Consider the following 7,578-nt stretch of genomic DNA (forward strand, 5'->3'; position numbering starts at 1 on the left):
AAAACACCCTTGCCCTAATCCTCCAAGGTACATTTATGAAGTTGACGAATACCTTAACAGCCCTATCACTAATTTATATATCTCAGTTTTCCGCAGCTGAAACTCCCGATGCTTACCTCCATACCCTTGCAACTGGTACAGAAAACCAGCAGTTAGTGCTGCGCTTACCCATGAGCCTGAATAAAGAAGGCAGGCTTATAGGGCACTTAAATTCTAACAAAAGCCCTGCACTCTCATCAGAGTGGGAAGAAAACTGGAAGTATGGCTGGGAAGTTGTTGGCAGATACAATGCTCTCTGCCCTCACTATGACTATGGCAACTCGGGATCAGATAAGACCGGTAACCCTACTGATGATATAAGGGCTAAATCTCAAAGTATGGTAGTACTAGAAGATAACAGTCTGGTATTTACCTGTGAGCGTACCAATATTCTGATACTTCACCCCAATCAGGGCGTCATGTCCGGGTCTTATCAACAACAAAGTGAAAGTGACTCAGACTTTCTTTACCCTGAAACTAATATAGATATTTCTAGCTTGCTGACTTCAGATAAAATGTTTGATGCTGAATATAGAAATAGATACCCAAATCTAGCCTTTGATCAAGGCTATAAAGGCAGCAACTACAACCTGGAGTATGGTATTTCACTGTCTTACGATCAGAAAAATGAACTGGTTTATGTAGGGTTTGAAGATCAAGTTTTTTATATCGATCTGGCTGTTTATCGCGAGTTAAATTCTCAAGACAGAGTTAAAACAGAGAGATTTTTAAAGCCCCTAATCAATACTCACGACAATAAACCCGTTAAAGTTGAAGAAAGCACATCAATCATTGCTTTATCGCATATTCGATATAGAAACTATCCAACCTATTTGTTCACAAGCTCTGCTACTCCCGATCATAGAGATGCTCCTGCACCTCAGAGTATGATCAACCTTTCTGAAGATGGCCGTTCAGCTGTATTTGTTGAGAAATCTCCATGGGCAGAAGCCCTGCAGTATGCTCGACTGGAATTTGAGAATGGCAGACCCGTTGATGATAGCGGAGATGGGTTAAAAGCCGACATTACTTACATTGCTTCTGATAGTGCTCCAAATGCGGAACCTGTTCTTACTGCACATATTCATCATAACGCTCCAATTGCTATTTTTGACCCACAACTGACTACTCCAGGTATTGTGGCTCAACTTAACAGGCATAGAGCAACAGACACTCTGGGACCACAGACAAGTAACCCGGAGATTTATAATGAAATAACAACAGGGTCAGCCAGAAAGCTGATTGAGCCATTTTCAAGCGACTTTGCTGATGCGCGAATCACTCGTATGTTTAATTACAAAATACCAAGGGAAGATATTCAACCAAACTACTACTCGCTTGATGATCGAATCATAAAACGGCTAAATAAGAAAAAACCACCAAAGCAATGGCATAACAATGATGTATTTGTTGTTTATGGTGGGTTTCATTACGCCATGCCGTGGAAGGATGATGTTACTTTCAAGCTCTTCTCACAGCCCATAATCAGTGAAAACGGTTGGAAGGAAGGAAATCAGCCTAAGGCTGACTGGCAGGAATCAGCCGAGTTACCTGACATTTATTTCAATCAGCATACATATGATGCCGAAGGGAAAGTAATACCTACTTTTAGCGATGATAACCAATTGTCTGAAACGCAGTATCATAAGCATCTCACGCCAAAGCTTTTGCCTAGGGGATCAACTTATTGGGATGCTTTCTATATATCTCCAGCCTACTAAAAGTACCAGCTTAAGCCCTGTTTATTGCAGGGCTATTTCGACGACCTAATCTCTTTATAGGTATCCCCTACCCTGAAGCTGTTTTATAACTGACTCATAAAAACACAAGAGTCAGGAAACCCATGAGCGAAGTCTGTGTAATTGTCGGAGCCAGTCATGCTGCGGCCCAGCTGGCAACCAGTCTTAGAACCGAAGGTTGGGAAGGCGATATACTGGTGATTGGTGATGAGCCATCCCTTCCGTATCACCGTCCACCACTTTCCAAAGCCGTTCTTGCCGGTGACAAAACTCTGGATCAAATTCTGATCCGTCCAGCTGCATTCTATGAAAAGCAAAATGTTCAGTTCAGACTGGACACTAAGGTCACAGCCATTGACCTTCAGAGTAAAACTCTCACCACCTCAAAAGAAGAAACTATCCAGTTCGATAAACTGGCTCTCTGCACTGGTGCGAGACCAAGAAAGCTGAATATTGAAGGCAACCATTTAGGCAGTGTGCATTATCTCCGCACTGCTGAAGACATCGAAAATATTCAGAAAAATGTAGCCGCCGGCAAGAAGGCCGTGATCATCGGTGGTGGTTATATTGGCCTGGAAACTGCCGCAGCACTTAGAAAGCTGGATGTTGAAGTAACTGTTCTGGAAGCAATGGACCGTGTACTTCAACGTGTTACAGCACCAGAAATATCAGCCTTCTATAATCGTGTTCATGCTGAGGAAGGCGTTACCATAAAAACAAATACTGTCGTTAAAGCGATTGAAGGCAGTGGTAGCGTTCAGGCCGTTATACTTGACGATAAAAGCCGCCTTGAAGCCGATCTGGTGATTATTGGGGTCGGTATTGAACCTAATATCGAGCTGGCTCAGGCTACCGGTTTGTCTGTAGACAACGGTGTTCTGGTTAATGAGTTTGCGCTGACATCACATCCTGATATTGTTGCTGCTGGTGACTGTACCAACTTCCCTGCGGCTTCAGGCCAGCGTATGCGCCTTGAGTCTGTACCCAATGCTATGGAACAAGCTAAATCTGCAGCTGCTTCTATTTGTGGTAACCAGAAAGGTTATACCGCTAACCCATGGTTCTGGTCTGACCAGTACGATATGAAACTGCAAATTGCAGGTCTCAGCCAGGGATATGATCAAGTCGTTCTCCGTGGAGACTATGAATCTGGAAGAAGCTTTGTTGCCTGGTACCTGAAAGATGGCAAGGTCATCTCTGCAGATTGTGTGAACCGTATGAAAGAGTTTATGGTTGCCAAAAAGTTGATTCTTTCTGGAGACTCTGTTGATCCAGCCAGACTGGCTGACGATAGTATTGACCCGAGAGAGCTCTGACCAACATCAAGCCAAAGGCCTGGAAACAGGCCTTTGCTACCAGTACGTCCCTGTTTAATACCGAACTTTTTTTTGTTCCGATTCGTATTACTTCGAATGTTGTTGTCATCTTTGCCAGCCCAGAGTCGGCAAGCTCTTACAGTAAACGCTTACGAAAGCCGTCATCATAAGCTCAACTTTACTGGAGAACACATCGCATGCTGACAACTTTGCAACAATTTGCCAGCACATCACCTGACTGGCTTGTCTTGTTGGCACTTGTCTCGGCAATCATGCCTTTGATGATTATGCCTCTGTTTTTAGTTGGCCTTTTTGGTGCCAACAAACAGAACAGAACCCGCGCCTATATGCGTTTTATGTACCTGTTTTTACCTTGGTTACCATTTGCATCGCTGGCAGGGTTATTCATCATGAGTCTTTCAAACCCATTATTAGGAAGTGCTATTGCGGCTTGTTTTATAGCGGTAAGGCTGTATTTCATCTATGTGAATGCTGAAAGAAATGGGCTGAGAAACTCACTGGTTACTGCTTAAGTTCCGATGACATAGACTCTAGGGTAGGTTCTTCATATAGCTGACTGGTTGAGTGCGCGGTGATCTTTCTTTGATAGTGAGTGAATGACTCACCATGAATATCAGACAATTCATCAAAGTGGCTGGCATTGATGAAATATTTATTGTTCTTCATTTCCTTTATAACAGCGCGAAGTTGACTCATTGTTTCCACAACATAATATTGCTCATCAAAAGCACCGAATGGTTCCGAGACAATAAGAACCATTGGCAAGCAACTCTGCAGTTCCGTATCTTTATAATCAAATGCAGCACCATGATGGAACATTGGCTTATTATCTTTTTCTTTTCTGCCAGCGTCCTGATTAAACTTAGGCAGATATGCCAAAAGTGTGTCTGATGTAAGTCCAATAACATCATCCATTATTTTCTGAGGCTCTCCACCTTCTACCTTATAGCCTTCAACAAGAACACCTGCCCCTCTCGTGTCATTTCCTTCTTCCAGAGAAAACCTATGCTCCGTTGGATTACTAACAACAAAAGGTGTCACGCGATCCACTCCCCCCAGGTTAGTAGTCGCAATCTCAAAGCTTAGAAATGCGATGTCATAGTCTGGAATAAAGTCATACACTTCCAAGGGTTGAAGATTCCCACCGAGTTCAATATATACTTCATATTCACCCAGATCATCGGGTACTAATTTATAGCAATAAACGTCGTTGCTACCTCTCGGTCTAGCCGTGAAGGAAATAGCTCCATCATGCAAACCGGACTTGTTTTCCAGTGCTTTCTGGCCAGTTTCTACATCAACCGTTGCTGACTCCAGTTCAGCAATGCGTTCTTTCGACAATTTAAGCGTTACTGTTGGCAGATCCAGCTCTTCTGACTTTTTTTGAGCTTCACGTATAAATTCTGGATCTTTTCCTGCTAGCTTACTCAACGCCTGATTTTTAGGTACTCTCGAAGCCTGAGCTCCCCAATCCGATGACTTAATGTCAACCGATTTGGGTTTGGATTTTAACCCTTCTGAAACAAGAGAAGCTCCAAGAAAATCAAACCAGCGAAGACCGAAAACTCCTTTTTCGCCCTTGATTGTTTTACAGAACCCTTCTAGATGCTCACGGGAGTATCCCTGGTACGAAAATGAGCACACTACTTCCAGCCCTTTGATAGTTGGTAGGTTTTTTATATGCTCTCTATTTTCCGGCGGTGTAGAAACTTTCACAGATGTTTTAGCTTGTATTGCAGACTCTATAGACAGTGAGTCACGACGTGGTTCACCAAAACGCAGTGTTTCTTCAACCATCTCTTGGAATTGAGGGTCAATTTCATGTGGTACAAGAGACCCTCTTCGAGAACCTGTCAATGAATTTGCACCAGAGTTGCTCTCTTTATACGCAACACCAGCAGTCGCTTGCACATGATCTGGAGAGGAAACTTTCCAGCGAAAAGACTTTCTAGTAATTGGAGATAAAACCGTAGAAACCGTGAGAGGACTGTCAACAGGCCCTGATAGAGTTCGATTAACTCTTCTTGGGGAAGATGGTGCAGACCCTGAAATAACGGTTGTCAGCGAACCAGAAGAGGACGACGTAAGGCTTTCTTCAGATTTGACACGCACCAGCCGTCCATTACCTGTGCTCTTAGATTCTGGTGACCCTGATATTTTCAACTGAGGAGAATCTAGTCTTTTTGACCCTCCAGCCTTAACACTGTCCACAGCCTATCTCCATATAAAAACCTGCACAGCTTTTGACACCGAGAAGCGGTGTCAGTTCATGGAATAGGCTTTAGGACCCCTGTCATTGTGGTCAGATCTGCTAACAATCAAGGTTTGAGCCAACTGAGAGTATTTGAAGGGCGCTTAATAAAAATAACAATATTCCCTATTGCTACCAGACAAAAGCCAACCATAGCAGCAAACGACCAGTGATAACCTTCATAAATGGAGGACAAGGTGAGAGCAACTGCGGGGAACATAACTGTTGCATAGGCTGCCCTGTCAGCTCCTATTCGCAGAATTAGCATTAAATAAGTCGTAAAGGCTACTACTGAGCCAGGAATGGCTAGATAGACAAGTGAGGCAATATATTCAGTCTTCCAGCTAATAGAGAATGAAACACCTTGAAGGCTGATTAACAAGAACATAGCCACTACACCATACAACATGCCCCAGGCATTAGTCGTTGGTGGTTTGATACCTTTTGTCTGGTGACGATAAGAGATCATATTGCCAAGTGAGAAGAACACCGTTCCTAACGCCGCAAAGCCTATCCCTTTCAGGGTTTCAGTCCAGTTTTTATCTGACGAGAATTCTGGCAAGAATAAAAGACAGATACCTAATAAACCTATGAGCGAGCCAACAAGAACCTTGGCTGTTGGCACTTTCTTATAAAGCAGCCAGTTAAATATACAGTTGGTAATAGTTGCTACAGAGAAGACGACAGAGGCAAGGCCGCTGTTAATATAGTGTATTGCTGAGTAGAAGCAGTAAAAGTTAAAACAGAAAAGACAGCAACCCTGCAGAAGAGTAAAGAAGTGATCTGTTCTGCTGAGTTTCTGTAATTTTCTACTTAATAAAAGAATAAGAAACATCAAAATGCTGGCCAGAGCGAACCGATAAAGTATTGATACTTCAATCGGTGCTTCGCCGACCTGCATTGAAATAGCCAGCCAGGTCGTACCCCAGATCACTACTGTCAGGATATAAAGAACTGCCGTAATCATTATTGTTATCCCTCAGGTTCTTCTGAATAAAAACCTGTACTGTCAGCAGATTAAAGAGAAGTCAGAAAGGGGATTCTAGTTCATTCTTACATTACCGCCTACCAGATTGAGTCTGGATAGCAGTAACCATAGACGGTGTGTCTGCCGATTTGAGGACGATGCCATTCCCCCTGATCAAAGTAGTCATATGCCCAACATTCACCACAACGTAGCGTTCCATTGCAGTTATTTATTTTGGCAGTGCAGCTTGGAACATTATCCAGATAGGCATCAAAGTTAATATTGAGCTGTTTCTCAAAGTCTTTACTACTCCAGCCACACTTAGTCTTATTACACGAGCATTTTAATGTTGACCCTGAGAAACGGCAGTCAGTGCAGTTTTCAATTTTATGGAAGGCTCTAAGCTCATCCAGAGAACAAAATAGATGCCCTCCAGCATAAGTGACTTCACTGCTTTTCTTGCAACTCAACATTGGTAGAGTCGCTGAAGGCCAACTGTCCCAGAACCACCCCCCAATTTTGCATTCACACTTCAATACACCATTCACTCTTTCACAGTTTCGACAATAAGATCGGTACTGCCCTGTTGGCAATTCATTGTCTGGGTCGTCTTGCAATACAGGTGGTAAATCATCCAGAACTTCAGGCTGATCAGGAATCTGTGTTGGATCTGGCTCACAGAATAACCTGCCATGACGAACCGAAACTATTGGTAAGGCACATAAGGAAAGATCTAGCGTTCTTGGGTGAGCACCCAGTTTTGAGCTTTTGCAGATACAGGAGAGAACGTCATCATTCATCTCACATTCAGAGCACTCCGCTTGATAGCTGCCCTGAGGTAAACCTGATTCTAAATAGGGAATAGACGGAAAGGCATAAGCCTGCCCAAATAAAATAAATCCTAAAAGAAAAATTACGATCTTAATCCACATGATCAATCCCTGATCAAAAAGAACAAGCAAGAAAACTAGCGACTACGTGTATCAGTGTATATTTTTTTGCGGGCATAGCAAAAAGCCCAACAGGTTTCTCTATCGGGCTTGTCTAAATTAATGCCTTGTGATGGCAATGCTCATATAGTTTTGTGAATAAATAGCGTGTATTTTTTCTAACCATAAAAAAAGCCCAGTTGATTTCTCAACTGGGCTTTTCTAATTCAATGCCTGGCGATGACCTACTCTCACATGGGGAAACCCCACACTACCATCGGCGATGTATCGTTTCACTTCCGAGTTCGGGATGGGA

General features: G+C 43.1%; 6 protein-coding genes and 1 rRNA gene. 3 read left to right on the forward strand and 4 right to left on the reverse strand.

From position 1 onward, the window contains the following. The first annotated feature begins 35 nt into the window (after window positions 1–35). The 3 genes from EOPP23_RS21135 to EOPP23_RS21145 all read left to right on the forward strand — a co-directional run bounded on the left by EOPP23_RS21135 (window position 36) and on the right by EOPP23_RS21145 (window position 3,627). Entirely contained in the window at window positions 36–1,760 is a 1,725-nt protein-coding gene (locus tag EOPP23_RS21135; protein WP_153767980.1) for a hypothetical protein, read from the forward strand. Between the two features lie 122 nt (window positions 1,761–1,882). Beyond that, window positions 1,883–3,094 (forward strand): NAD(P)/FAD-dependent oxidoreductase, encoded by a 1,212-nt coding sequence (locus tag EOPP23_RS21140; RefSeq protein ID WP_153767981.1) that lies wholly within the window; start codon window positions 1,883–1,885, stop codon window positions 3,092–3,094. A 197-nt stretch (window positions 3,095–3,291) separates the two neighbouring features. Further along, a complete protein-coding gene (locus EOPP23_RS21145) occupies window positions 3,292–3,627 on the forward strand; it encodes a hypothetical protein (RefSeq protein WP_153767982.1) in 336 nt (111 codons plus the stop codon). Here the strand turns inward: EOPP23_RS21145 and EOPP23_RS21150 are convergent. From EOPP23_RS21150 to rrf, 4 genes are all read right to left on the reverse strand, one after another. Beyond that, entirely contained in the window at window positions 3,617–5,326 is a 1,710-nt protein-coding gene (locus EOPP23_RS21150; protein ID WP_153767983.1) for an anthrax toxin-like adenylyl cyclase domain-containing protein, read from the reverse strand. The two genes, EOPP23_RS21145 and EOPP23_RS21150, sit on opposite strands and share 11 nt — an antisense overlap. A 107-nt stretch (window positions 5,327–5,433) precedes the next feature. Then, a complete protein-coding gene (locus tag EOPP23_RS21155; RefSeq protein WP_153767984.1) occupies window positions 5,434–6,333 on the reverse strand; it encodes a DMT family transporter in 900 nt (299 codons plus the stop codon). Window positions 6,334–6,431: 98 nt separating this feature from the next. After that, window positions 6,432–7,133 (reverse strand): hypothetical protein, encoded by a 702-nt coding sequence (locus EOPP23_RS21160; protein WP_194842706.1) that lies wholly within the window; start codon window positions 7,131–7,133, stop codon window positions 6,432–6,434. 361 nt (window positions 7,134–7,494) lie between these two features. Further along, window positions 7,495–7,578, reverse strand: a 5S ribosomal RNA gene (rrf, locus tag EOPP23_RS21165); the annotation flags it as partial.

The sequence above is a fragment of the Endozoicomonas sp. OPT23 genome (assembly GCF_009653635.1).
Taxonomy (GTDB): Bacteria; Pseudomonadota; Gammaproteobacteria; order Pseudomonadales; family Endozoicomonadaceae; genus Endozoicomonas_A.